General features: G+C 72.0%; 26 protein-coding genes and 1 pseudogene. 10 read left to right on the top strand and 17 right to left on the bottom strand.

All coding sequences use genetic code 11. The annotated features are described in order from the left end of the window. The 3 genes and pseudogenes from ACFQS1_RS34295 to fdxA form a co-directional block, all read right to left on the bottom strand. Positions 1-642 (bottom strand): annotated as a pseudogene (locus tag ACFQS1_RS34295) (pyruvate dehydrogenase (acetyl-transferring), homodimeric type); the annotation flags it as partial. Positions 643-664: 22 nt separating this feature from the next. Continuing rightward, entirely contained in the window at positions 665-1,189 is a 525-nt protein-coding gene (locus tag ACFQS1_RS34300) for a universal stress protein (protein ID WP_378976175.1), read from the bottom strand. A gap of 52 nt (positions 1,190-1,241) precedes the next feature. Continuing rightward, positions 1,242-1,586 carry a ferredoxin gene (gene fdxA / locus ACFQS1_RS34305; protein WP_378976176.1) on the bottom strand — a complete coding sequence of 115 codons (345 nt, stop codon included), beginning with the start codon at positions 1,584-1,586 and terminating at the stop codon, positions 1,242-1,244. 48 nt (positions 1,587-1,634) lie between these two features. On the opposite strand from fdxA, the gene ACFQS1_RS34310 reads away from it, so the two are divergent. Both ACFQS1_RS34310 and ctaD read left to right on the top strand, forming a co-directional pair. Next, positions 1,635-2,294 carry a helix-turn-helix transcriptional regulator gene (locus tag ACFQS1_RS34310; RefSeq protein WP_378976177.1) on the top strand — a complete coding sequence of 220 codons (660 nt, stop codon included), beginning with the start codon at positions 1,635-1,637 and terminating at the stop codon, positions 2,292-2,294. A gap of 121 nt (positions 2,295-2,415) precedes the next feature. Beyond that, entirely contained in the window at positions 2,416-4,149 is a 1,734-nt protein-coding gene (ctaD, locus tag ACFQS1_RS34315) for an aa3-type cytochrome oxidase subunit I (protein WP_378976178.1), read from the top strand. A 29-nt stretch (positions 4,150-4,178) separates the two neighbouring features. Here ctaD and ACFQS1_RS34320 read toward each other — a convergent pair whose 3' ends face one another. Further along, positions 4,179-4,631, bottom strand: coding sequence for a MarR family winged helix-turn-helix transcriptional regulator (locus ACFQS1_RS34320; protein WP_378976179.1), 453 nt, complete (start codon positions 4,629-4,631; stop codon positions 4,179-4,181). A gap of 69 nt (positions 4,632-4,700) precedes the next feature. Between ACFQS1_RS34320 and ACFQS1_RS34325 the strand changes: the two genes are divergently transcribed. The 3 genes from ACFQS1_RS34325 to ACFQS1_RS34335 all read left to right on the top strand — a co-directional run bounded on the left by ACFQS1_RS34325 (position 4,701) and on the right by ACFQS1_RS34335 (position 7,043). After that, the gene (locus ACFQS1_RS34325; RefSeq protein ID WP_378976180.1) at positions 4,701-5,162 is read left to right on the top strand and encodes an SgcJ/EcaC family oxidoreductase; all 462 of its coding nucleotides are present in this window, start codon (positions 4,701-4,703) and stop codon (positions 5,160-5,162) included. A 253-nt stretch (positions 5,163-5,415) separates the two neighbouring features. Further along, entirely contained in the window at positions 5,416-6,459 is a 1,044-nt protein-coding gene (locus tag ACFQS1_RS34330) for a baeRF3 domain-containing protein (RefSeq protein WP_378976181.1), read from the top strand. 254 nt (positions 6,460-6,713) lie between these two features. After that, positions 6,714-7,043: a TraR/DksA family transcriptional regulator gene (locus tag ACFQS1_RS34335; protein ID WP_378976182.1), complete on the top strand. Its 330-nt coding sequence runs from the start codon at positions 6,714-6,716 to the stop codon at positions 7,041-7,043. 62 nt (positions 7,044-7,105) lie between these two features. Here the strand turns inward: ACFQS1_RS34335 and ACFQS1_RS34340 are convergent, their stop codons facing one another. The 13 genes from ACFQS1_RS34340 to ACFQS1_RS34400 all read right to left on the bottom strand — a co-directional run bounded on the left by ACFQS1_RS34340 (position 7,106) and on the right by ACFQS1_RS34400 (position 19,454). Beyond that, entirely contained in the window at positions 7,106-8,707 is a 1,602-nt protein-coding gene (locus ACFQS1_RS34340) for an ABC transporter permease (protein ID WP_378976183.1), read from the bottom strand. Continuing rightward, positions 8,704-9,651, bottom strand: a complete 948-nt coding sequence (locus ACFQS1_RS34345; protein WP_378976184.1) for an ABC transporter ATP-binding protein — start codon at positions 9,649-9,651, stop codon at positions 8,704-8,706. Before ACFQS1_RS34345 ends, ACFQS1_RS34340 begins: the two co-directional genes overlap by 4 nt. After that, on the bottom strand, positions 9,648-10,286 hold the full coding sequence (locus ACFQS1_RS34350; RefSeq protein ID WP_378976185.1) for a TetR/AcrR family transcriptional regulator: 639 nt from the start codon (positions 10,284-10,286) through the stop codon (positions 9,648-9,650). The genes ACFQS1_RS34345 and ACFQS1_RS34350 overlap by 4 nt, the downstream gene beginning before the upstream one ends. A gap of 32 nt (positions 10,287-10,318) precedes the next feature. Beyond that, entirely contained in the window at positions 10,319-11,719 is a 1,401-nt protein-coding gene (locus ACFQS1_RS34355) for a V-type ATP synthase subunit B (RefSeq protein WP_378976186.1), read from the bottom strand. Further along, positions 11,716-13,500, bottom strand: coding sequence for a V-type ATP synthase subunit A (locus tag ACFQS1_RS34360; protein ID WP_378976187.1), 1,785 nt, complete (start codon positions 13,498-13,500; stop codon positions 11,716-11,718). Before ACFQS1_RS34360 ends, ACFQS1_RS34355 begins: the two co-directional genes overlap by 4 nt. Then, complete coding sequence (locus ACFQS1_RS34365) at positions 13,497-13,838, bottom strand: V-type ATP synthase subunit F (RefSeq protein ID WP_378976188.1); 342 nt, start codon at positions 13,836-13,838, stop codon at positions 13,497-13,499. Before ACFQS1_RS34365 ends, ACFQS1_RS34360 begins: the two co-directional genes overlap by 4 nt. After that, positions 13,835-14,905, bottom strand: coding sequence for a V-type ATPase subunit (locus ACFQS1_RS34370; RefSeq protein WP_378976189.1), 1,071 nt, complete (start codon positions 14,903-14,905; stop codon positions 13,835-13,837). The genes ACFQS1_RS34365 and ACFQS1_RS34370 overlap by 4 nt, the downstream gene beginning before the upstream one ends. Further along, positions 14,902-15,495: a hypothetical protein gene (locus ACFQS1_RS34375; protein ID WP_378976190.1), complete on the bottom strand. Its 594-nt coding sequence runs from the start codon at positions 15,493-15,495 to the stop codon at positions 14,902-14,904. The genes ACFQS1_RS34370 and ACFQS1_RS34375 overlap by 4 nt, the downstream gene beginning before the upstream one ends. 7 nt (positions 15,496-15,502) lie before the next feature. Next, positions 15,503-15,718, bottom strand: a complete 216-nt coding sequence (locus tag ACFQS1_RS34380; protein ID WP_378976191.1) for a hypothetical protein — start codon at positions 15,716-15,718, stop codon at positions 15,503-15,505. A gap of 9 nt (positions 15,719-15,727) precedes the next feature. Further along, a complete protein-coding gene (locus ACFQS1_RS34385; RefSeq protein ID WP_378976192.1) occupies positions 15,728-17,662 on the bottom strand; it encodes a V-type ATP synthase subunit I in 1,935 nt (644 codons plus the stop codon). A 16-nt stretch (positions 17,663-17,678) separates the two neighbouring features. Next, positions 17,679-18,017: a hypothetical protein gene (locus ACFQS1_RS34390; RefSeq protein WP_378976193.1), complete on the bottom strand. Its 339-nt coding sequence runs from the start codon at positions 18,015-18,017 to the stop codon at positions 17,679-17,681. Beyond that, complete coding sequence (locus ACFQS1_RS34395; protein ID WP_378976194.1) at positions 18,014-18,652, bottom strand: V-type ATP synthase subunit D; 639 nt, start codon at positions 18,650-18,652, stop codon at positions 18,014-18,016. Before ACFQS1_RS34395 ends, ACFQS1_RS34390 begins: the two co-directional genes overlap by 4 nt. Before the next feature lie 202 nt (positions 18,653-18,854). After that, the gene (locus tag ACFQS1_RS34400) at positions 18,855-19,454 is read right to left on the bottom strand and encodes a DUF2249 domain-containing protein (protein WP_378976195.1); all 600 of its coding nucleotides are present in this window, start codon (positions 19,452-19,454) and stop codon (positions 18,855-18,857) included. 123 nt (positions 19,455-19,577) lie between these two features. Here ACFQS1_RS34400 and ACFQS1_RS34405 point away from each other — a divergent pair, with 123 nt between their 5' ends. The 5 genes from ACFQS1_RS34405 to ACFQS1_RS34425 all read left to right on the top strand — a co-directional run bounded on the left by ACFQS1_RS34405 (position 19,578) and on the right by ACFQS1_RS34425 (position 23,187). Then, complete coding sequence (locus ACFQS1_RS34405; protein ID WP_378976196.1) at positions 19,578-20,249, top strand: helix-turn-helix transcriptional regulator; 672 nt, start codon at positions 19,578-19,580, stop codon at positions 20,247-20,249. An 8-nt stretch (positions 20,250-20,257) separates the two neighbouring features. Continuing rightward, complete coding sequence (locus ACFQS1_RS34410) at positions 20,258-20,710, top strand: hypothetical protein (RefSeq protein WP_378976197.1); 453 nt, start codon at positions 20,258-20,260, stop codon at positions 20,708-20,710. Between the two features lie 179 nt (positions 20,711-20,889). Then, a complete protein-coding gene (locus ACFQS1_RS34415) occupies positions 20,890-21,714 on the top strand; it encodes a universal stress protein (protein WP_378976198.1) in 825 nt (274 codons plus the stop codon). 51 nt (positions 21,715-21,765) lie between these two features. After that, a complete protein-coding gene (locus tag ACFQS1_RS34420; protein WP_378976199.1) occupies positions 21,766-22,101 on the top strand; it encodes a TraR/DksA family transcriptional regulator in 336 nt (111 codons plus the stop codon). Positions 22,102-22,347: 246 nt separating this feature from the next. Further along, positions 22,348-23,187 (top strand): universal stress protein, encoded by an 840-nt coding sequence (locus ACFQS1_RS34425; RefSeq protein WP_378976200.1) that lies wholly within the window; start codon positions 22,348-22,350, stop codon positions 23,185-23,187. Positions 23,188-23,200 lie beyond the last annotated feature (13 nt).

The raw sequence follows: 23,200 nt of genomic DNA on the forward strand, positions 1-23,200 counted from the left end.
GTTCAACGGGCCCAGACCCATACTGACCGTCGGGAACTCCCAGAAATTCGGCATCAACCGCGGATGCGGATACGACGGCAACCCGCCACCCGGATGCGACAACTCCTGCCGGAACCCGTCCAGGTCATGCTCACCGAGCCGGCCCTCCAGAAACGCCCGCGCATACATCCCCGGCGACGCGTGCCCCTGGAAGAAAATATGATCCCCGCCGCCCGGATGATCCTTACCGCGGAAGAAATGATTCATGCCGACCTCGTACAGGCTGGCACTCGACGCGTACGTCGAGATGTGCCCGCCGACGCCGATCTCCGGCCGCTGCGCGCGGTGCACCAGCATCGCCGCGTTCCACCGGATGTACGCCCGGATGCGGCGCTCGACGAACTCGTCGCCGGGGAACCAGGGCTCCTGCTCCGGCGGGATCGTGTTGATGTAATCGGTGGAGGTCAGTGGCGGCACGCCGACCTGTCGCTCCCGGGCCCGCTCGAGCAGGCGCAACATGATGTAACGGGCTCTCTTCGCGCCGCGTTCGTCGATGACTCCGTCGAGCGACTCGACCCACTCGTTGGTTTCCTCGGGGTCGATGTCGGGAAGCTGGCTCGGCAGTCCATCGCTGATCACCGGGCGCCGCGTACTGGGCTTCATCGAGACTCCTTTCCGGGCCCGCTCAGCTCCGGGGCGGGATGACCTGCCGGTCCACGTCGACCCAGCGCGGCAACCGCGGTTCCGGCCGGTACGGCACGGCCGGAGCGATCACGACCGGGCAGGAGGAACGCTGGACGCATTGATGACTCACCGAACCCGACAGCAGCCCGGCCAGGGCGCCGTGCCGGGGTGCGCCGAGGACCAGCAACTGGGCCGCGCGGGCCGCGCGAAGCAGTTCCTCGGCGGGAAAGCCGCGCACCACGCGCGGCCGGATCGGCACCGACCGGCCGTAGTCGCGGGTCACCTCGACCATCGTGTCCAGCAGCACCGTCTCGGCGACGGCGGCGAGGTCGTCCACCGCGAACCCGACCGGCATGCAGGCGTAATAGGCCGGTTGTGCCGACCACACGTTGACCGCCTCGACGTCGGCCCCGGTTCGCTCCGCCTGCTCCAGCGCCCACCGCAGGGCGACCTTCGATCCGGATGAGCCGTTGACGCCGGCGACGATCGTCCGCCGCGGCGTCCAGCCGCCCGCACCTCGCATCATCGTGCCGCCTCCTCACCTCGAACCCGTTGTGTCCCGGCCCGGCGCCGGATGTTCACGGCGGTGGCTGGCCGTGCCCGGTGACCAGCGCGGTGTCCCGGCCCAGCGCGCCGAGACGCGAGGCGCCACCGGGCGATCCGATCGGCGTGTCCGTGCCCGGCAGCGGCTCGGCGAAGAACCGCGCGTTGTCGGCGGCGAAGATCGACCACTGCGCCGGCAGGTCGTCCTCGTAATAGATCGCCTCGACCGGGCAGACGGGCTCACAGGCGCCGCAGTCGACGCACTCGTCGGGCTGGATGTACAGGGAGCGAAGGCCCTCGTAGATGCAGTCGACCGGGCATTCCTCCACACAGGCCCGATCGACGACGTCGATGCACGGCTCCGCGATCACGTAGGTCATGACTCCTCCCCTCTCTTTTTTACCATACACATCGTGTATATTCGTGGGGTGTCTGACGACGTGACCTTCGGCGCACTCGCCGTTCCGAGCAGACGACAGTTGCTGCAGGCGCTGCGCGCGGCCGCCGAGCCGGTCGACGCGCCGACCCTGGCGACGGCGACCGGCCTGCATCCCAACACCGTCCGATTCCATCTCGACCTGCTGATCAAGGCCGGCTTCGTGCGCGAGAGCTCGGCCCGGCAGGGCCGGCGCGGCCGCCCGCGGACCGTGTACGAGCCGGTCACGGCCGGCCCGCAGGACACGGGATACGCGCTTCTCGCGGCCGTTCTGGTCGACCACATGGACACCACCGGCGGCGGCAGCGAGGTGGCCCGGAACGCCGGCCGGGCCTGGGCGCGGCGGCTTCGCCCGCACGCCGGCGACCGGCCCGGCGACGCGCGGGCCACGGCGAACACGGTCGCGGCGCTCTTCACCGAGCTGGGCTTCCAGCCCACCGTCGCCGAGGACGGTGGTGACACGCGGATAACGCTGCACGCCTGCCCTTTCTGGTCGTTGGCGGAAGACCATCCGGGCATCGTGTGCGCGGTGCACCTCGGGCTCTTGCAGGGCCTCGTCGAGCAGGGCGGCCCGGCCGCGATCGAAGCGCGCCTGACCCCGTTCGTGCGGCCACGCCAGTGTCAGGCCGACCTCATCGCGGCCGGGGCGTAGGCGGGACGGCGACCCGGGCGCCTGCCGACCGCCAGCAGGCTGTGCCGTCCGTTGTGTCCATCGGCGGGCATACTGCCCGCTCGCCCGGCGGACGACGATCTCAGCAGAGGAGGGCGCAGCGATGACGGTGTCACGCCCCAAGCCGATCGTGGCCTACCCGGGACCGGTACGCCAAGCGCCTCGAGGCTCGGCGCTCGCCCGGCTGCTGCGAACCACCGACGCGAAGCAGATCGGGCTGATGTACCTGGTCACCTCGTTCGGGTTCTTCTTCGCCGGCGGGCTGATGGCCCTGCTGATGCGGGCCGAGCTGGCCCGGCCGGGGATGCAGTTCCTGTCGCCGGAGCAGTACAACCAGCTGTTCACCATGCACGGCACGATCATGCTGCTGCTGTTCGCGACGCCGATCGTGTTCGCCTTCGCCAACTACGTCGTGCCGCTGCAGATCGGCGCGCCCGACGTGGCGTTCCCCCGGCTGAACGCGTTCGCCTACTGGCTCTACCTGTTCGGCGGCCTGATGGTCGTCGGCGGTTTCGCCACGCCCGGCGGCGCGGCCGACTTCGGCTGGTTCGCCTATCAACCGCTGGCCGGCACGCAACACAGCCCCGGCGTCGGCGGCGACCTGTGGTACGTCGGCCTGGTCCTGTCCGGCCTCGGCACCATCCTCGGCGCGGTCAACATGATCACCACCGTCCTCACCCTGCGGGCGCCGGGGATGACCATGTTCCGGATGCCGATCTTCACCTGGAACATCCTGGTCACCGCGCTCATGGTGATCATCGTGTTCCCGCTGCTGGCCGCCACGCTGCTCGCCGCGATGGCCGATCGGATGCTCGGCGCGCACGTCTTCGACCCGGCCACCGGCGGACCCATGCTCTGGCAGCACCTGTTCTGGTTCTTCGGCCATCCCGAGGTCTACATCGTGGCGATCCCGTTCTTCGGCATCGTCACCGAGATCATCCCGGTGTTCTCCCGCAAGCCGATCTTCGGCTACCGGGCGCTGGTCGTCGCGACGGTGGCCATCGCCAGCCTGTCCATGTCGGTCTGGGCGCACCACATGTTCGCCACCGGGCAGGTCCTGCTGCCGTTCTTCTCGTTCCTGTCGTACCTGATCGCCGTGCCCACCGGCATGAAGTTCTTCAACTGGATCGGCACCATGTGGCGCGGCCAGCTCAGCTTCGAGACGCCGATGCTGTTCGCCATCGGCTTTCTCGTCACGTTCTTGTTCGGCGGGCTGTCCGGCGTCCTGATCGCTTCGCCGCCCATCGACTGGCACGTCACCGACAGCTACTTCATCGTCGCGCACTTCCATTACGTGCTGTTCGGCACCATCGTGTTCGCCGTCTTCGGCGGCGTCTACTTCTGGTTCCCCAAGATGACCGGCCGGATGATGGACGAACGCCTCGGCAAGGTCCACTTCTGGCTGACCTTCATCGGCTTCCACACCACCTTCCTGGTCCAGCACTGGCTGGGCACCGAGGGCATGCCCCGCCGCTACGCCGACTACCTGCCCTCCGACGGATTCACCACGCTCAACACCGTGTCGACCATCGGCTCCTTCATCCTCGGCGCGTCGATGCTGCCGTTCGTGTGGAACGTGTGGAAGTCCTACCGCTTCGGCCGGGCGGTCGCCGTCGACGACCCCTGGGGCCACGGCATGTCCCTGGAATGGGCGACATCCTGCCCACCGCCGCTGCGCAACTTCGATCGGATGCCGCGCATCCGCTCCGAACGGCCCGCGTTCGACCTGCACTATCCCGAGCATGCCCCCGGCCGCTCGCTGCCGCAGCCGGCGGGCGGCGACGCCCGGCCGCTCTCCGGCGAGTCGCAGGACAGCACCACCCGTCGCGACGATTGAGGTCGCACAGCGCCGCACGCGGCGCGACGTCAACCGGATCCGAGCCGGATCGTCTGCTCGCGAAGGATGTCGATCAGGCGGCGCAGGTAGCTCACGATGGCCGCCCGCTCGGCCTCGTCATACTCCGCGATGACGCCGCCCAGCGCCTGGCCGAGACCGGCGAAGGCGTCCGCCAGCTCCGGGTGATCCCGGTCCGCCGCGCGGACGATCGCGCGCCGCCGGTCACCCGGATCGGTCTCCCGGACGACGTAGCCGCCGGCGGCGAGCCGGGCGATGACGCTGGTGACCCCGGCCGGGGTCAGCCCGGTGCGCCGGGCCAGTTCGCTCGCGCTGAACGGGCCGTCCACCGCGATCAGCTCGAGCGTCTTCAAATCACCCGCCGACAGCCCCAGGCGCGCCGCGATGGCCTGATGGAACAGCACCACCGCGCCGCTGAGATCGCGACCCAGGTGACGTTCGTCGTCGTCGCCGCTGGTTGACACCGCCCCTGCCAATACTTAGATTCGGCGTAGTAATTACTACGATTCGGCTAAGTAAACCAGGAGATCGACATGACCACCAGCACCGCCATGGCCGGCGTCCTCGACACGCTGACCGCGCTCGAGACCACCTGGCGTGCCGGCGACGCCGACGCCTACGCCGCCCTGCACGCCCCCGACGCGACCTACGTGGCGTTCGACGGCACCCTGATGACCGGCCGCGAGGAGATCGCCGCGGGGCACCGGCCGCTGTTCGACGGCATCATGAAGGGCTCCCGGCTGGCCATGGTCGAACGCCACGTGCACTTCCCCGCCCCCGGCACCGCCGTGGTCGTCCAGCGCGCCGGCATCATCATGCGCTGGCAGAAGGGCCGGAGCACGCCGTCGCGGAAACGCCTCTCGACCAGCACCACGATCCTGTGCCCCGACGGCGCGACGTGGGCGGTGACCGCGTTCCAGAACACCCGTTACCGCCCCTGGACCGAGACCGTGATGGGCCGCCTCATGACGCGCTCGGCCAAGCGGCCGTCCTGACCCACGCGCCGTCACGCGTACGCGTGAGCCTGCCGCCGGTCGGCAGGTTGCGCGGCCTCGATCGTCTCGCGGTGGCCATGTCCAGCCGTGGCCGCGGCGACCAGGCTTGTGGTAACGCGATGTCACCGGCGGATGTTCGCGCCGATGACCACCGACTGCTCTTCGTGGAGAGGCGAGGATGGAACTGGCGAATGCGCTCCGAGCGCAAGACTTGATCGGGCTTTCCGAGCAACGTGGCGGTCACCGGGTCTCGGTGTTTCTGCCCACCCCGCGGGCGGAGGCGCCCGATCGCCACGACACCCGGGTGAACAGCCTCCTGCGGCAGGCCGAGCAGGCGCTCCGAGCCGACGGCCTGCCCGCCGCCGAGGCGCAACAGGTCCTGGCGCCGGCTCGCCGGCTGCTGGAGCGGCCGCGACGCCCGGCGCAACCCGGCGACGGCCTGGCCCTGTTCGGCGATCAGGGTGGGGTCCGGGAGTTCCGGGTGCCGCTGCGCCTGCCCGAGACGGTGGCCGTCGGCGACCGCTTCCTGGTACGGCCGCTGCTGCCCCTGCTGGGCGCGGCCGGTCCCTACTACGTCCTGGCGCTCAACCAGGACGAGATCCGGCTGCTGGAGGGCTCGCGCCACAGCCTGCGCGAGATGCCCCTGGACGGACTGCCGCTCGCCGTGTGGCTCACCATGCCCCGCCGGCGAGCGCAGGTGCACGCCTTCGTCGCCGACCGTGGCGGCGCCGGTGGCCATGCCGTCTACCACGGCATCGAGGACGACCACACGCCGCTCGTCCGCCAGCACTTCCAGCGGGTCGACCGCGCGTTGCGGGACGTGCTGCCCGCCGACGACGTGCCGCTGGTGCTCGCCGGCGTCCGCTCGACGCAGGCCCTGTACCGGCAGGTCAACACCCATCCCGGGCTGATCGGCGAGGGTGTCGACGGCAATCCCCGCGATCTGAGCCTCGATCAGCTGCACCGGGCCGCCTGGCCGCTGGCCGAGCCCGTGCTGCGCGCCGGCGAGACCACCGCGGCGGCGATCTACCGGGAACTGCACGGCACCGGGCGCACCTCGGCCGACGACACGGCGGTCCGCGCCGCGGCGGAGCAGGGCCGGATCGAGACCCTGTTCGTCCGCACCGACCCGCCCGCCAGCACGCCCACGGTCATCCGGCTCAACGACCACGCCGGCATGGTGGACCACCGGGATGCGGCCGCGGTGGCCACCCTGCGTCATGGCGGTGTCGTGTACGCGGTCTCGCGCGACCGGATGCCGGACACCGCACCGATGGCGGCCATCCTGCGCTACTGACCCGGCACGGGTCAGTGCTCCGGCGGCTCCGGCGGCGGTCAGTGCTACGCCCGGCCGACAGGCGTCGGGCCGCCGCCGGTTCGCGGGCCGTGGTTTCCGGCCGTCGGCAAGGTATGACGCCGCACGTGACCGGCCACCGCCCTGGTCGCGCCGGCGGCGACCGGGCGATCATTGCCGCGATCGCAGAGGGCGAAGCCGTTCGAGCTTCGGCCCTTTTTTGTTACCCGAGCAACTTCCCATGGGAGGAACGAGACATGAGCGTCGACATCAAAGTGTCCGATCAGGGCTGGCTCGCCGGTCTGCGCGCGTCGCTGAGCGAGGACTTCGCCGTCCAGACGGCCCGGCTCAAGGAGCTGACGGAGATCTCGGACGACACCGGCGACCCCGGCGAGGCGCACAACCGGGCCGCGATGCTGGCGGCCACCCGGCACAACCTCGAGCAGATCGGCGCCGCGCTGCGCCGGATCGCCGACGGCGGCTACGGCCGGTGCGAGAAATGCGCCAAGCCGATCCCGGTCGAACGGCTGGAAGTGCTGCCGCACGCCCGGTTCTGCGTCCCCTGCCAGCAGAGGCACAACCGCTGACGAGACGCCGCGACCAGCGGTCACTCCGGTACGCACATCGTCCGGGTGACCGCTGGCGCCGCTCAGGCGCTCGGTATGTCGCGGCGCCGGAAGGCGATGAACCCCGCGAGCGTGAGCGCGATGGCGCCGCCGGCCAGCGCGGCCAGGCTGCCGAGCTGGGCTGTTCCGAGTGGCGGGTTGCCCACGTGCGTGGTGGGAGCGAGGTCGAGCACCCACTGGGCCAGCTCCAGCCCGGGCCCGAGGAAGGCGATGAAGGTGGCCGCGGCGTACCCGGCCCAGGCGAACCCGAATCCGCGCGGCCACAGCCCGAACAATGCCAGCGCGAGACCGGCGAACAACAATTCCGCCGGCAGGTACGCCAGCCCGGCTCGGATGGTCGCGCCGAACTCGGCGGTGTCGCCGACCGACCACGCGGTGGACGAAGCCAGGATCAACGACGAGACGACGACGATCAGCGCCAGCCCGGCCACCACGACGCCGCCGTGGACGGCCAGCCACCGGAGCCGGGAGAGCGTGCCGGCGAGCCGGGACTCCAGGCGGCCCTCGGCCTCCTCGGCGCGGAGCGTGCCGATCGCCTGGATGACGTAGCCGGCGCCGATGACGGCCAGGTACAGCTGGGTCACGGCCACGAAGCCGTCCAGCGGCCGGCCACCGTCGAGGCCCATGGCGCTGGTGAGGGCGGGATTGCCGGCCATCGCGTCGAGGAACTGCTGAGCCAGCGCGCCCATCATCGCGGTGAGCAGCACCCCGCCGGCCAGCCAGCCGAGGATCGCCGGACGATGGATCCAGACCGCGAAGCCGAACGGCCGGCGCCGGAGCCCGGAGGCACGCTGCGGGCCCGCGCCGCCGCGCAGCAGGGCGCTGCCCAGGTCGCGGCGAGCGGCCAGCCGTACGGCGGCGGCGCCGGACGCCACCCCGGCCACGGCCGGAATCGCGAGCACCCACCACCGCTGGTCCCCGAACGGGGCGGTCTTCTCCATCCAGCCCAACGGCGACAGCCAGGTCAGCCAGCCGACGGCGGTGTCGCCGACCCCGCGCAGCACGTACGCGATGGCGAGCACGATCAGGCTCCACGTGTAGACGCCGCGGGCGTGCTGTACGAGCTGCGCCACGAGAGCCGCGAACCCGGCGAACACGAAGGCCAGCGCGCCGAGCGCCGCGCTGTAGAGGATCGCGCCGGTGGCCGGCACACCCGAGACGACCAGCCCGGCGGTGAACAGGACGGACGTGGCGACGATCGCCCCGCCGGCCACGGCGAGCGCGGCCAGGGTCGGCTGATGCCGGGCGATCCGGCCGCCGAGGAGTGTCTCCAGCCGGCCGGACTCCTCTTCGCGTCGCGTCGAGCCGGCGACCAGCGCGATGCCGAGCAGCGGCAGCAGGAACGAGGCGAGGAACCCGAACTCGTCCTGGATCACCCCGCCCAGGCTGTCGATGCCCTCGACGCGGCCGTTGATCGCGGCGAGCGCGTTGCCGGAGGTGACCGCCTCGGCGTACGTGTGGATCTCGGCCGGTGTGTCGTAGAGGCCGGCGACCCCGGCGGCTGTTCCGATCATGGTGGCGGCGAGGGCGACCACCCAGACGAGGATGCTGCGGCGACGCGTACGCCAGACGATCCCCGCCATGGTCCGCAGCCCGCCCCCGCCCGTACCCGTGATGGCGCTCATCGGGCGGCCTCGGCAACGGCCTCGCCGGTCTCCCGGGCGTCGAGACCGTCGCCATAAGTGCGCAGGAACAACGCGTCGAGGCTCGGCGGGGCGACGGTCAGGGTGTGGATCCGAGCGGCATGGAGCCGGCCGATCGTCGCATCCAGGTGATCGGCGTCGATGGTGAACCTCGTGTCGACCTGCCCGTCCAGCCGGGTGGAGACGCAGTCGGCCACCCCGTCGGCGTGGGCGAGGCCCGCGGGCTCGTCGACGGTGACGGCGTGCACCGACGTACGGGTGTGCCGGCGCAGCTCGGCCAGGCTGCCGGTGGTGACGGTGCGGCCGTGCCGGATGATGCTGACCCGATCGGCCAGCGCCTCGACCTCGTCGAGGAGGTGACTGGAGAGCAGCACGGTGACGCCGTCCGCCCGGCGCTCGCGCACGCACTCCCGGAACGCTTGTTCCATCAATGGATCCAGGCCCGAGGTGGGCTCGTCGAGGATGAGCAGCTCCGCCCGCGCGGCCAGCGCGGCCACCAGGGCGACCTTCTGGCGATTGCCCTTGGAGTACTCCCGGATCCGCTTGCCGGGGTCGAGGTCGAAGCGCTCGATCAGCTGGTCGCGGCGCCGATGGTCGACGCCGCCGTGGGTCGCGCCGATCACGTCGAGGCACTGGCCGCCGGTCAGGCCGGGCCACAGCGCGACGTCGCCGGCGACGTAGGCCAGGCGGTGATGAAGCCGGACGGCGTCGTGCCAGGGATCGCCGCCGAACAGCTCGGCACGCCCGCCGGTGGCCCGGACCAGGCCGAGCAGGATGCGTATGGTGGTGGACTTGCCCGCGCCGTTGGGGCCGAGGAAACCGTGCACCTCGCCCGGACGCACCGCGAGGTCCAGGCCGTCGAGGGCGCGGACCCGCCCGAACGTCTTGGTCAGTTGCTGGACATGGATCACATCGGATCGGCTCATGAAGGCTCTTCCCCGGGCGCTGCGGCGAACGCGCCCTGCGTATAGATGGCGGCGACTTCCTGACCCCAGCGGGTGACGCCTTCCGGAGTGAGCGGGTCGACGCCGATCGCCGCGGCGACCTGGTTTCGCAGCAGGATCAGCGCGAGGTCGTTGACCAGGAAGAAGGCCGCCCGGACCGCGGGGTCGCCGGCCGGACGGACGAGGCCCATCTCGGTCATCGAATCGAGCAGGCGGCCGGTGAGGGCGTACCACCGGCCGAAGAGGGCGGCCCCGGCCGGGTCGTTGACGAGCAAAAGCCGGCGAAGGTACGCGGGCAGCGGCGACCCGTGCGGGAAGGCGCGCGCGAACAGCTCGGCGATGGACACCCAGTTGTCCCCGGTCAGCGCCTCCGCCAAGTCGTGCTCGTCCATGGCGAACAGCGAGTCGAAGGCCTGCGCGGCATAGGCGTCGACGGCGGCCCGCAACCCGTCCTTGCTGCCGAAGTGATGCACCACCAGCGCCGGCGACACGCCCGCGGCGGCGGCGATCTCGCGCATCGTGACGGCGTCGTGCCCCCGCTCGGCGAACAGGCGCAGCGCCGCGTTGCGGATGTTCGCCTTGCCGGTGAGGTCACCCTCGTCCACGACTGAACTCATGTTCAGAACACTAAACACGTGTTCAGCTCAAGTCAAGCGCTCCCCTGCGGCGCCGGCCGGTGGTGGCGCTCGACCAGTTCGGGCTTGATCCGGCGCAGCTCGGTGGCGGGGAACGGCGCGAGCAGCTCCCAGGCGAGGTCGAGCGTCTCCTCGATCGAGCGCCGCTGCTCGCGCTGTCCGACGAAGCGGCGCTCGAAGTCCTCGACGAAGGCCAGGATGCGACGGTCGTCGTCGGAGAGCGCCTGCTCCCCGACGATCGCGATGAGGCGGCGAAGCTCCTGGCCGCGGCCGAGGAAGGTGGAGAGCTGGTCGGCGACGCCGCGGTGGTCCTCGCGGGTGCGGCCGGCGCCGATCCCGACGTTCATGAGGCGGCTGAGCGAGGGCAGCACGTCGATGGGCGGCGCGATGCCGCGCCGGTCGAGCTCTCGGGACAGGACGATCTGGCCCTCGGTGATGTAGCCGGTGATGTCGGGGATCGGGTGGGTCACGTCGTCGTCGGGCATCGAGAGGACCGGCAGCTGGGTCACCGTGCCGCCGCGGCCGTGGATCCGGCCCGCGCGCTCGAAGAGCGACGCCAGGTCGGAGTACATGTAGCCCGGATACCCGCGCCGGCCGGGAACCTCCTCGCGGGCGGCGGCGGCCTCCCGCAGCGCCTCGCAGTAGTTCGTCATGTCCACCAGGACGACGAGCACGTGCAGATCGAGCTCGAAGGCGAGGTACTCGGCGGCGGTCAGCGCCGCGCGGGGGCAGACGAGCCGTTCGGCCGCCGGTTCGTCCGCCCGGTTCACGAAGACCACCGACCGCTCGAGCGCGGCTCCCTCGGCGAAGCGGGTCCGCACGAAGGCCGCCTCCCGATCGGTCACCCCGATGGCGGCGAAGACCACGACGAACCCGTCCTCCGCGCCGGGCACGCGGGCGGTCTGCGCGATCCGGGTCGCGAGCTCCAGGCCGGGCAGGCCGTAGCCGGAGAAGACCGGCAGCTTCTGCCCGCGGACCAGGGTGTGCAGTCCGTCGATCGCGGAGATGCCGGTCTCGATGAACTCGGCCGGGTAGGCACGCGCGACCGGGTTGACCGGGTGGCCGTTGAGGTCGCGCAGGGCCGCGGGCAGGACCGGCGGGCCACCGTCGGCGGGCCGGCCCATGCCGTCGAGGACCCGGCCGATCAGATCGCGCCCGACCGGCAGCTGCGCGGTCCGGGCGCGGGCGAGCACGGCCGTCGAGGTGACGTCCAGCCCGCGGGTGCCGCCGAGGACCTGGACCACCATCCGGTCGCCCTCGATCTCGAGCACCTGGCCGCGGCGCAGGTCGCCGCCCGGCGTCACGATGTCGACGAGCTCGTCGTAGGCGACCCGCTCGGCGTGTTCGGCCACCAGGAGCGGGCCGGAGACGTAGTCCACGGTGCGGTGCTCGACGGTGTACAGCGGGCGGGTCATCCCATGCCTCCCAGTTCGGTACGGATGAGGTCGGCCAGGGCGGCGGCGCGCTGCTCCGCCTCGTCCACCGGCCAGAACCGCATCTGGGCGAGCGCGGTCACCGACGGGGCGGCGCCGGCCGCTTCGGCGGGCACGCCGCGATCCGCGGCGGCCAGCATCGCCGAGTCCGCGGCTCGGATCGCGCGCAGCATCGCGAGCTGCTTGCGTGGGTCGCAGTAGGCGTCCTGGTCGTCGAAGGCCGACTGCTGCAGGAAGTCCTCGCGGAGCAGCCGTCCGGTCCGCAGCAGGACCCGCTCCGGCGCCGCGAGGGTGTCCGCGCCCACGAGCTGCACCACCTCGAGGAGCTGCGCCTCGCGTTGCAGCAGCTGGCCGGCCCACGCGCGGTGCTCGGTCCAGTCGGCGCCGATCTCGCGGTCGAACCAGCCGGCCAGGTCGTACAGGGTGTAGCTGCGATTCCAGTCGATCGCCGGGAAGTGCCGCGCCCGGGCCAGCGGCGTGTCGAGCGCCCAGAACGTGCCGGCCAGGCGAAGCGAGTGCTGGGTGATCGGTTCGGAGAAGTCGCCGCCGGCCGGAGACACCGCGCCGATGATCGTCACCGAGCCCTCGCGCCGCTGGGATCCGGCGCATCGGACCGCGGCGCCTCGCTCGTAGAACTCCGCCAGCCGCGACGAGAGGTACGCCGGATATCCCTCCTCCGCGGGCATCTCCTCCAACCGGCTGGAGACCTCGCGCAGCGCCTCGCCCCACCGGCTGGTCGAGTCGGCCATCAGGGCGACGTGGTAGCCCTGATCGCGGAAGTATTCCGCCACCGTGACCCCGGTGTAGATCGACGCCTCCCGCGCCGCGACCGGCATGTTGGACGTGTTCGCGATCAGGATGGTCCGTTCCATCAGCGAGGCGCCCGTGCGCGGGTCGATCAGCTCCGGGAACTCCTGCAGGACCTCGGCGAGCTCGTTGCCACGCTCGCCGCAGCCGACGTACACGACGACATCGGCGTGCGACCACTTCGCCAGGGACTGCTGCAGCACGGTCTTGCCGGTGCCGAAACCGCCCGGAATCGTCGCGGCGCCGCCGCGGGCGATCGGGAACAGCACATCGATCGCCCGCTGCCCCGTGATCAGCGGCATCGAGGCGGCCAGCCGGGACGCGACCGGCCGGGGGTCGCGAACCGGCCACCGGCTCAGCATCGGCACCGGCACATCGTCGATCCACGCGACCGGCTCCTTGATCCGCCGCGGGCCGGAGCCGACCTTCGTCACCACCCCGCCCGTGCCCGGCGGGACGAGGATCCGATGCTCCAGCGCCCTGGTCTCCGCGACGACGCCGAGGATGTCCCCGGCGGCCACCCGGTCGCCCGGGGCGACCCGCGGCTCGAACGTCCAGACCCGCTCCCGGTCGAGCGACGGCACCGAGCTTCCGCGCGGCAACAACGGACGCCCGGCGGGGTCGTCGCCCGCGCGGGCAAGGACGTCCAGCGGGCGCTGGGTGCCGTCGAAGATCCGGCCGAGCAGGCCCGGCCCGAGCTCGACCTCCAGCGGCCGGCCGGTGTCGAGCACGGGCTCGCCGACGCGCAACCCGCCGGTGTTCTCGTAGACCTGGATCGTGGCCAGGTCGCCGCGGAGCCGGATGACCTCGCCGGGAAGGGCCGCCTCGCCGACCCGCACCACGTTGTAGAGCCGGACCCGGTCCAGACCGCGCGCGACCACGACCGGGCCGGCGATGCGCCGTATCTCGCCGGTCCGCGCGGCCCGGCCGGCGTCGAGCGCCGATGTGGCGGTCATGGTGTTGTCCTTTCCTCGCCGAACGTGATCTCGTAGCCGATCGCCTGCCGCAGCAGTTCCAGCAGCCGCTGCCTGCGGTCGCCGGCGGCCTCGGTCGCGGTGCCCGCCGGCAGCGGCACGACCAGCGGGACGCGAAGCGCGTCGAGCCGCCGCCGCAGCGGGCGGGGCAGCGCGTCGAAGTACGGGGCGTGCACGGCGATGACGCCGTCCTCGCCGGCCAGCAGCTCCTCGAGGGTGGCCGCCGTCTGCGCCGCCGATCCGACCTCGACGGTGGCCGCACCGGCGAGCCGGTAGCCGATGGCGAGGTCGCGGGTCGTCAGCACGAGCAGGCGGCTCATTTCGGCCCCTCCGGCCAGATCAGCTCCGCCCGCACGACCTCGGGGGCGATGCCACGGACGGCCGCCTCGCCGATCAGCCGCAGGTTCCGCGCTTCGACCTGGACCGCGGTGGTGAAGGCGAGCGGGATGTCGATTCCCAGCGGGTCTCCGGTTCCGAACAGCGCGATCGCGTCGGCGATGGCGGCGCGCTCGAGCCCGCGTTGCAGGGCGTTCAGGTCGCCGGTCGCCGTCCATCGGTCGAGCGCGGCTCGCCACTTCCCGCCCGCGAGGCGGCCCACGGTCGCGACGATCGATGCCGGCGCGGCGGCGGACACGATCATGGCCAGCACCGGCGGCGGGAGGGTGCCGCCGGCGAGCACGGTCTCGGCCGGGCGCACGGTGCCCTGCGCGCCGGACGCGATCGCGTCGCGCAGCCGGAGGGCGACCATCAGGTTGCGCTCGTCGATCTCCCGCTGTCCGAACCGGAGCAGGGTCGCGCCGTCCTTGCCCGCCGACGCGAGCCGACCGGCCAGCCGTTCGGCATGGAAGGCCAGGATCTGCCGCTCCAGCGCGGCCAGGTCACCGGTGCGTTCGTATTCGGCGAACGCCGTACGCAGCACACCGGCCAGCTCGTGGTCGGGCGCTCGCCGGGCGAGCAGGTCGACGACCCCGGCGAGCTCCCGCGGCCGGAGAATCTCGGTGACGAGCGGTTCGACGAGCCATCCGACCGGGACGAGGGCCGCCAGCGCGTCGTCATCCGGAGTCTGCCGGTGCGCCCGCGCGCGCACCACCGCGATGACATTCTGGACGTCGAATCGGGAGAGCAGGGCATCGATCAGCTCCCGGGCCGGCCCGGAGTAGAAGGAGCGCATCTCCTCCAGCGAAACTGCCAGCCGGAGCCGGATCGCCCGGTGGAGGCCGTGGAGCCCGCCGGACGGGGCATACGGCGTGTCCGCGAGCCCGCCGAGCACCCCGTCGATGTCCTTACCGACGAGCCTTTCGTAGGCGGCGTTGTCCAACAGCTCACTTTTGCGAGCGCGCAGCCGGGTGTTCCCGTACGCGAAATCGGCGTGCCGGACCCCGATCATGAGATCTCCACCGCCTCCGCCCCGGAGCCCTGGTCCAGCCGGCGCGCGAACCGTTCCCGCAGCGCGAGGTCCGCGTTGGCGAGACGCTCCTCCAGGGTGTTCCGGATGGTCCGCCCGTCGTCGCCGGCGAGCTCCAGCCCTCCCCAGGTGTCGAGGACGGCCACCACCCGCAGGTCACCGGCCATGGAGGCGGCAAGCTCGGCGTCGCGCCGGTCGACGCGCAGCTCGTCGGCCTCCGGCAGCGCCGCGCGGCTCTCGTCGAGAAGCGCCCGGAACACCTCGGGATAGCGCTCCGATTGGCGCAACGCCGAAAGCTGGTCGCGGACCTGGCCGAGCAATGACGCGTACGCCTGTTCGCGAGCACCCCGGACGGCGTCGGCGGCCTGGAGCCGGGCCAGGGCCCGTACCCGCTCCGCCGCCGCCAGCGACTCGGCCTCCGGCGCCATGGCGAGTTGCTCCACCAGGGCGGCCGCCTCGCGCCGGGCCGCCTCGACGATGGCTTTCGCGGACGCGGCCCTTTCCCGGTCGGCGCGAAGGCGTTCCTCGCGGGCTTCGGATTCGATGGCGCGCAGCAGGTCGTCGAGTGCCATGGCGTGCCTAGAGCAACACGATGATCATGGCAGCGACGGCGAATCCCAGGATGACCAGCGTCTCCGGGATCGCCACGAGAAGGATCGCGCGGCCGGCCAGCTCCGGCTTCTCGGCGATCAGTCCCATCGAGGCCGCGCCGATACGCGCCTGCGCATAGCCGGTGGCAAGCGCGGACAGTCCAATCGCTAGTCCTGCCCCGATCGCGATCAGGCCGGTTTCCATAGCTACTCCTTAGCTCGTCGATTGAAGGTGCCGTGTCGGGTTCTGTCCGAACGGGGTGAACGGCCGGCCGCCGCCGACGAAGAACGCGCCGAAGAACTCCACGTACTGCAGACGCAGCGACTGGATCATCGGGCTGAACGCGGCCAGGGCCAGGTTGAGGGCGTGGAAGAACGTCGCGACGAGGATGCCGATCCAGATCGGGCCGACCGAGCCCAGTTCGTTCGCGACGTTCGCGAGGTGGGCCGATGCCAGGCCGACCGCCGCGATCCGCAGGTAGGAGAGAATGTTGCCGATCCGCCCCAGCACGTCCAGCGCCCCGGTGGTGACCCCGAGCGCGCCGTGCAGCGACATGACGAGAAGCAGGCCGGCCGCGGTCAGGACGACCGCCGGGGTGACCGCGCCCGCCGGCAGGCCGCCCAGCATCCGCCCGGCCAGCGCGGACAATCCGGCCAGGGCGGCGATGGCGCCCAGCTTCTCCAGCATCACGCGGTACTCGCGGAAACGCATCGCCTGCCACGCGCCGAGCCCGAGCCCGAGAAGGACGTGCGCCGCCCCGATCGCCACGGCGAACAACAGCAGCGGCTGCAGCGCCGCGGCGGACGGTCGCTCCTTCCACAGCGCCCAATCCCCGAGGAACCGGGTGCCCAGGTCGCCGAACACCTCGCCGTAGAGCAGGCCGAACACGATCGACCAGGCCGCGCCGAGAAGCAGGACCCGGACCAGACCGGCGATCTCCGGCGTGCCGGCCGCCCGGGCGGCCAGCTTCCGGCCGGCGAGAATCGCGAGTACGAGCAGCAGCGTGCCGTACCCGACGTCGCCGACCATGGCGCCGAACATCAGCGGTAGCAGGATCGCCATGAGCAGCGTCGGATCGACCGAACCCGCGCGTGGCAGTTCCAGGAACCGGACCAGCGACTCGAACGGACGCGCCAGGCGCCGGTTGCGCATCAGCACCGGAGCCTGCGGGTCGTACGGCGAGGTCCGGCTGTCTGCCACGAGCACCTCGGAGCCGAACCGCCGGCCGAGCTCGGCCCGCAGCTCGTCCACCCGGGTGCGGGGCACCCAGCCCTCGGCGAGGAAGGTCCGCTCCGTCGCGCCCAGTTCCTCGGTCGCGGCCAGCAGTTCGAGCTCGGCAAGGATGGTCGTGTGCGCGGCCGCCAGCCAGGCGGCCTCGGGCCGCAACAGCGACCGTCGCTCGGCCTCCGCTTCACCCATCTCGGCGGGGATCTGGTCGAGCCGGTTCCGCATCGCCTCGACGGTCGCGTTCAGCGACAGGCCTTCGAATCGCTCCGGCAGCGAAACGCTGCGGATGGCCGAGCCGCCGAGGACCGAATGCACCATGTCCGACGACTCCGCCGGGAACACGACCAGACATCCCATGGCGCCTTCCTCGACCCGGGTCGAGGCGAGCTCGAAACGGGTGCCGAGCTCCGCCACCAGCTCGGCCCGGAGGGCGTCGACGAGCCGCTCCTCGTCGGTGTTGAGGACGACGACGGCGGTGGCCAAGCCGATCTGGCGCAGCTTCTCGACGTCGAGCGTGGCCAGCACGGGCACGAGGGAGAGCAACAGCCGGAGGGGTTCGAGAATTCGCGGAAGGACGAGGCGCTCGTCGCGCAGCGCGTCCAGCCGCCGGCGGATCCGATCGGCGCCGGCGGTGAGCCGGTCGAGCCTCAGCCGCAGCTCCGGGACGTCCAGCGGCCGGGGCAACGGTTCCACCACCGCGGCGGAGCGCGACCCGTCCGCCAACTCGCCCAGCAGCTTCTCGGTCTGGGCCCGGGCGGCGGCGAGCTCGTCGCGGCGGGCCGAGCGGACCTCCGCACCGTCCAGTCCGTCCAGCGCATGCGCGCCGCGCGCGTCCGCGAGCTGGACCAGCCCGAGCCGCTGCAGTTCGCCGAGTACGGCGTCGGCCGCGAACCGGCGACCGAGAATTCGCACCTTCGCCATGGGGACCAGCATGTGATCACGGCTCCTCGTTGAGCACGAGCGCCATGAAGGCGGCAGCCAGGGCGTCGCGTTCGGCCGACATCCGCCCGCCGATTTTCTCCGCTTCGGCGTCACCGGCGGACCGGATCAGCTCCGCGTCCGACTCGGCCCGCGCCAGCAGCGCACGACGTCGTTCCGCACCGGCTCGCGTGCCGGCCGCGCGGGCCTCGGAAAGCAGGCGTCCGGCCTCGGCGCGGGCGGCGTCCAGCTCGGATTCCGACGCCTCCCGAGCGGCATCGCGTTCCGCGAGGGCGTTCTCGATCTTCTTGACGGCGTCCAGCGCGCCGGGGTATGGCAGCTCGTGCGGGCCGGTCATGATTGTCCCTCGCCGCTATGGCCACGGGCGCGCATGCGCCGCAGCCGGACCCGATCCTCCAGTTCCCGCTCCTCCAGCACGAGCGAGATATGTGCCTGCTCCGCCTCGAGCCTCGGGACCACGACATGCTCCAAGGCGTTCATCCGCCGCGTCGTGCGGGCGATCTCGTCGGCCAGCCGCCGGACCGACAACTCGAGCGCGGCGACCTCCAGCAGCCGGGCGAGCACCGACTCGAATCTCTCGGCGACCGCATCGATCCGGGCGCTCGTCGCGACCAGGCTGTATCCCCGGCCGGTGCGCGCCCGCTCGACCTCGTCCTTCTCGATCTCGACGATCGGCACCCCGGCGACGGTTCGGGTGTGCAGGGTCACCCCGATGCCCTCCTCGGCGGCGAACGCGGCCGAGTTCAACGGTTCGCGGCCCTCCTCGGCGATGGCGATGCCCAGAAGCTTCCCGGCGCCCGCGATCTGGCGGTCCAGCAGCTCGATCGACGCCAGGACCGAGGCCCCGAGCCGATCGAACTCCTTGATCAGCGCGCCGCGGCGTTCCTTCAGCAGCTCGCCGCCCTGCGTCGCGAGCCTGATCCGAGCACGGCGGGCGAGCAGCTCACTGCGCGTCGCATAGACCTGTTCCATCACCGATCAACGCCCGGGACCGGAACCGTCGGCACATTCACGTGAATCGGCTCCCCTCACCGCACACCGGCTGATCGAAGTTGGTATCGCTGTCGTACCAACGATGCTGCCCGCCGGCCCTCGCGCCGGACAGGTCGGCGGCCGGGCAGATAGGCGCCGGTCAGCTTGCCGGCGCCCGGCAAGGTGGGGGTCGCGCCGGCCGTCAGCCCGATGTGCCGGCTCGGCTGGTGTCGATGAGCAGGGCCTGCCGGCGCTGGTGCACAGTCAGATAGCGCAGGCCGGCCGCGCCCGCGGTGAGCTGCCGGCGCGAGCGGCGCGGCATCCACAGCAGCAGCCCGGGGGTGAGGTCGATGGTGCCGAGCTCGGTGGTCAGCCGGCCGCCGCCGGCCAGCACGTGGATGAGAACGTCGAGGTCGGGACCGGTGTGGGCGTCGATCGACCGGCCCGGCGGCAGCGCGATGACGTTGGAGTCGAGGTCGCGCTCACGGACCTGGAGCTTCCACACCGCCCCGGTGACATCGGCGGCCGCGTCCGCGGTGATCGCGGTGGTGTCGACCAGCACGCGCGGGAGCGGGGTGGCGGCGAGCTTGGTGATCCGGATCCGCCAGTCGCGCATTTCCCGGTTGAGGTACTCCCAGCGGAAGCTGCCGACGTGATCCGTCTCGAACTCCTCGCGCAGATGCTGCGGATCGTGGTCGTTGACCAGCACGAACGCCGCACCGACCGGCAACGCGGCATAGGTCGCGAAGATCGCTGGGTGCTTGTCCGGCTTGCGCATCCCGCGCACATCCAGTTCCTGCACGTCCGGGCTGCTTGTGGTCGGCGACGACATCGCGGATTCTCCTGCCGATAGTTTCTACAACTCTATATTGTGTAAACTCTAGGCCATGGCGTACGCGATTGCCCAGCGGAAAGCGGGGGTGCGATGACGACCGCGCGGCCGAGCCGGCCGGACTCCGGGCGTCGTGGCGAGGTGTTGCGGCTCCTGCGGGAGGCGGGCGGCCCGATGGCCATCACCGAGATCGCCGAACGGCTCGGGATCCACGTCAACACCGCCCGGTTTCACCTGGAGAGCCTGGTCGGCAACGGTCAGGCCGAGCGCACGACGGGCGGCTCCGGCGGCCCGGGACGCCCGCCGCAACTGTTCCGGGCGGTCCGGCGGATGGATCCCCAGGGCGCGCGGCACTTCCAGGTGCTGGCCGAGGTGTTCGCCGAGGCGATCGCCACCGAGCCCGATCCGGGCGCCCGGGTCCTGGAGGCTGGGCGCTTCTGGGGACGGCGCCAGGCGTCCGCGGCCACCGGAACGGACGACGCTTCGGAGCCGGCCGAAGACGTCGGGCGGCTGATGCGGCTGCTCGACGATCTGGGTTTCGCGCCCGAGCGCGACACCGCCGGCGACGCGTCGCGGATCGGCCTGCGGCAGTGCCCGTTCCTCGAGCTCGCGGTCGGCCGTTCCGATGTGGTCTGCCCGGTCCACCTGGGCCTGATGCAGGGAGCGATGCAGTCCTGGGCCTCGCCGCTCACGGTCGACCGGCTCGAGCCCTTCGCCGAGCCGGATCTGTGCGTGGCGCATCTGGCCCCGGCCGAAACGTCGTGATGGGCGCGATGACGGCGACCGGCATATGTTCGGTCGTGCTCGGTGGTCTGGTCGCCGCGGTCACCGAGCCACTCGGTCTGGCGCACGGCAGCTGGCTCGCGGCCTATCTGGTGCTGGTCGGTGGCGTGGCGCAGGCCGCCATGGGCCAGGCCCGGTTCCGGCGGTCCGAGGCGATGCCGCGCCGCGGCTGGGCCCAGTTCGGTTGCTGGAACCTGGGTAACCTCCTGGTGATCGTCGCAACCCTGGCCGGTGCGCCCCTGGTGGTCGATCTCGGCTCGGCGCTGCTGGTCATCGCGTTGGTGATCGCCTGGCGCGCCGCGCGACCCGGTGTGGGATCCGCCGCTCGGCCGGCCACCGGATGGGGGTCTCCGCTCGTCGACCATGCGTACCGGACACTGCTGCTGGTGCTCGCGGTCAGCATCCCGGTCGGCATGGCCCTGTCGCAATTGCGGCACTCCTGAGCGCTGCCGGCCGTCGACGCCGGCCTTTTCCGGCATTGCCGACGCCCGGCAAGCAACGGGCCGAACCATAACCGTTGCGACACCTGTCCGGTCTCCGGCCGATGGGGCGACAGTGGAGGCAGCCGGTTCGCGGGACTGCCCGCGCCCCTAATCGAGCAGCCTTCCGGAGGAGGGACACGATGAGCACACCTGTAGTTGTCGGCTACGACGGATCGCCCGCCGCGGACGCCGCCGTCCGGTACGGCGCCCGGCAGGCCGCGCGGCGTGGCAGCGAGCTGCGCATCGTGCACGCGTTCGGTTGGTACGTGCTGCTGGCTCCGATGTATCCGCCGACCTTGAACGTCGACCTGGGCCCGCGGGAAGCGCTGCTGGACATGCTCGCCCGGACCGCGTCCCGGGTGCACAACGAGTTCCCGGATCTGACGGTGACCACCCGGCTGGTCGACGGTTCGCCGGCCGCGGTGCTGATCGACGCCTCCCGGGAAGCGCAGCTGCTGGTGGTCGGCCATCGCGGCATCGGCGGATTCGCCGGGCTGCTCGCCGGATCCACCGCCACCCAGCTCGCCGGTCACGCGCACTGCCCGGTCACCGTGGTCCGCGACGCGAAGACCACCGACGGCGCGGCGATAGTTCTCGGCATGGACGGCTCGCCGCACGCGCTGGCCGCCGCCGAGATCGCGTTCGCCGAGGCCGGTCGGCAGGACGCCGAGCTGGTGGTCATCTCGCACGGCCGGAAGCCGTCGGAGACCGAGCCGGATCCGGTCACGGCGCAGCTCGACGAGCTCGCCGGGCGGTACGCCGACGTCAAGTACCGGCGCGAGGCCGTCGACGCCCCCACGGCCGCGGCCGCCTTGATCGACACCGCGAACCGGCTGGGCGCCGCCATCGTCGTCGGCACCCGCGGCCACGGCGAGCTGCGCGGCCTGATCACCGGCTCGACCTCGCGGGCGCTCGTCGACCACGCCGGCTGCCCGGTCACCATCGTGCCCTCCCCCGCCGCATAACCCGGTACACCGCGCCACCCCATCGTCCCCGAAGCCGAGGGAGGACCACCGATGTCGACAGATACCGCATTGCCCCCGGTCGGCATGCGCGACAAGCAGCGCGACCTCAACGCGCTGACCTGGGACCTGACGGTGCACCAGCTGCACCAGGCGTTCGCCCGGTGGGCGTTCCCGGCGCCGGCCGCGGCCGGCGGGGACGAGCGTGCCGCGGAGCTCGCCCGGGTGCGGGTGGCCGCGGCGCGGCACGCGGTCGAGAACATGCGGGCCGCCCTGCGGCGCATCGAGGCCGGCACGTATGGCATCTGCCAGCAATGTGGCGGCACGATAGCGACAGACCGTATGCAGGACCGGCCCACGACCCGCTGGTGCACCGCCTGCCAGGGATAGCCCCAGCCCCCAGCTGCTCCCCTCTGCAGAGAACGGAGACAACCACGGTGACACTTCACAAACGACCTACGCACCCCGAAGCGACCGCCGCGGCGGCCGGACCGGCGCCGCGCAAGACGCCGGCCCGGGACCCGCGCGGCGACCACGGCGACATCGTCGATGTCTGGGGACGGGATTCCTTCCCCGCCAGCGATCCGCCGGCCAATTGGTAGATCCGGCCGTCCGCTGCCCCGAGGAGGAGTTGTCATGAACGGACGACACATCGTCGTCGGCGTCAACGGAAAGGCGAGCAGCACCGCGGCCGTCCGCTGGGCGGCCGCCGAGGCCCAGCTGCGCCGCGTGGACCTGCACGTCGTCCTCGCCTACCAGTGGCGGATCCCCGGCCGGACCTTCACCTCCCGCGGCGAACTGGTGCGTACGGCCGGCGAGCACGCCACCGCGATCCTGCACGCCGCCGTGAGCGAGGCGCGCTCGCGCGCCCCGGACATCGAGGTACGGGCCTCGGCGGTCGTCGGCGAGCCGGTGCCCGCGTTGCTGGAAGCCGCCGCCGGCGCCGGCCTGCTGGTCGTCGGGGGCCGCGACCGCGGCGATCCCGGCCCGATGCTCGGCGTGGTGACCAGCCAGGTCGCCGCGTACGCGCCGTGCTCGGTCGCCGTCGTGCGCCCGGGCGGCCACCCGGACACCAACCTGGTCGTGGTCGGGCTCGACGATTCCCCGGCCGCGTCGACAACCGCCGGCGCCGCGTTCGAGGAGGCGGCGCGGCGTACGTCGCCGGCGCTGCACGCCGTCACTGCCTTCACCGCGCCGCGCGGCAGCGATCCCCGGACCATCGCGGGCGAACGGCGCCGCAGCCTGATGGCGCAGCTGGCGCCCTGGCGCGACAAGTTCCCCGAGATCCCGGTGACCGTCGGTGTCGTCCACGCCGACGCCGCCACCGTGCTGGTGGAGAAATCGCGCCGGGCCGGCCTCGTCGTGCTCGGCGCCGGCGACGGGGCAGACTTCGAGGCCCTGCAGCTCGGCCCGATTCGGCTGCACATGCTGCATCACGCCGAAAGCCCCGTGCTGATCGCCCGAACCCGCGACTGACCGGGCAAGCGGG

The sequence above is a fragment of the Paractinoplanes rhizophilus genome, assembly GCF_042664765.1.
In the GTDB taxonomy this organism is placed as follows: domain Bacteria; phylum Actinomycetota; class Actinomycetes; order Mycobacteriales; family Micromonosporaceae; genus Actinoplanes; species Actinoplanes rhizophilus.